At 71.4% G+C, this 1,442-nt stretch carries 1 protein-coding gene; it reads right to left on the bottom strand.

The genetic code is table 11. From position 1 onward, the window contains the following. Positions 1–1,442, bottom strand: a 1,442-nt coding sequence (locus ACFWAR_RS39375) for an acyltransferase domain-containing protein (RefSeq protein ID WP_385788546.1), incomplete at both ends; no start/stop codon positions are given.

Here is a 1,442-nt window from a genome sequence, read left to right as displayed (position 1 = left end):
GAAGGCATAGGTCGGCAGATCGATCCGCCGCCCACCGGCGAGGTAGCCACTCCAGTCCACGTCCGAACCGTTGGCGTGCGCCGCCGCGAGCGCGGCGATGACCGTACGGTCCTCCGGACGGCCCTTGCGCAGGAACGCAGCCGTGGCGCCCTCCTCGACCATCGCGGTCAGGACCGGGTCCGGGCCGAGTTCGAGGTAGGTGGCGATCCCCTGGGCCTGGAGGGTGGTGAGGCCGTCGTGGAAACGGACGGCGCCACGGATGTGCCGGGCCCAGTACGCGGGATCGGCGAGTTCCTCGGCCGTCGCGATCAGACCGGTGACGTTCGAGACGATCGGGATCGAGGGCGGGTTGAAGGTGAGGGTGGCGGCGATGGCCTGGAACTCGTCCAGGACGCTGTCCATGTGCGGGGAGTGGAAGGCGTGGCTGACCGTGAGCCGCTTGACCTTCACACCCTGGTCGCGGAAATGCTCGGCGATGGTCTCGACCGCGTCCTCGTCACCGGAGATGACGACGGCCGAAGGCCCGTTCACCGCAGCGAGGTCGACGTCTTCGCCGAGGAGCGGGGTCACGTCGGCTTCGGGTGCGGCGATGGCGAGCATCGCGCCGCCCGTCCGTGCGGCCTGCATCAGCCGGCCCCGCGCCGCGACCAGCGCGGACGCGTCCGCCAGTGAGAGGACCCCTGCCGCGTGGGCGGCGGCCAGCTCACCGACCGAGTGCCCGATCAACGCATCCGGCCGCACCCCGGCCGCCTCCGCGACCCGGAACAACCCCGTCTCCACCGCGAACAACGCCGCTTGCGTGAACCGCGTCTGATCCAGCAGACCATCGGCATCGCTGAAGACGATCTCTTTCAGCGACCGGCCCACATGCCCGTCAAGCTCCGCGCACACCGCATCGAACGCGGCCGCGAAGACGGGCGAGGCCGCATACAGCTCGCGCCCCATCCCCACCCGCTGGCTGCCCTGCCCGGTGAACAGGAACGCTGTCCCGCCAGCCCCGGCAACCGCAGGGGTGATGGACTCCAACCCGGCCAGCAGCTCCGCCCGGTCCGCACCCACCACCACCGCACGATGCTCGAACACCGCACGCGTGCTCACCAACGAGAACCCCACGTCCACCGGGTCCAGAGCACCATCAGCGGCCACGAACTCCCGCAGCCGCACGGCCTGTTCACGCAGCGCGGACTCGGAGCGCGCCGACAGCACCCACGGGACCAGAGCCGGGGCGGCCCGCTCCTCGATCTCCGGGTCCGCGGTCGGGATCTCCTCCAGGATGACGTGCGCGTTGGTTCCGCTGATGCCGAAGGACGACACCGCCGCCCGACGCGGACGGGCCTCGTCCCGCGTCCACTCCTGCTCCTGCGTCAGCAGCCGCACCGCGCCCGCCGACCAGTCCACGTGCGGCGACGGCGCCTCCACGTGCAGCGTGCGCGGCAGCACAC

The organism is Streptomyces sp. NPDC059917, from assembly GCF_042730635.1.
GTDB lineage: Bacteria > Actinomycetota > Actinomycetes > Streptomycetales > Streptomycetaceae > Streptomyces.
The sequence above is the reverse complement of the archived record's forward strand: the minus strand, read 5'-3'. Positions and strand labels throughout refer to the sequence as shown.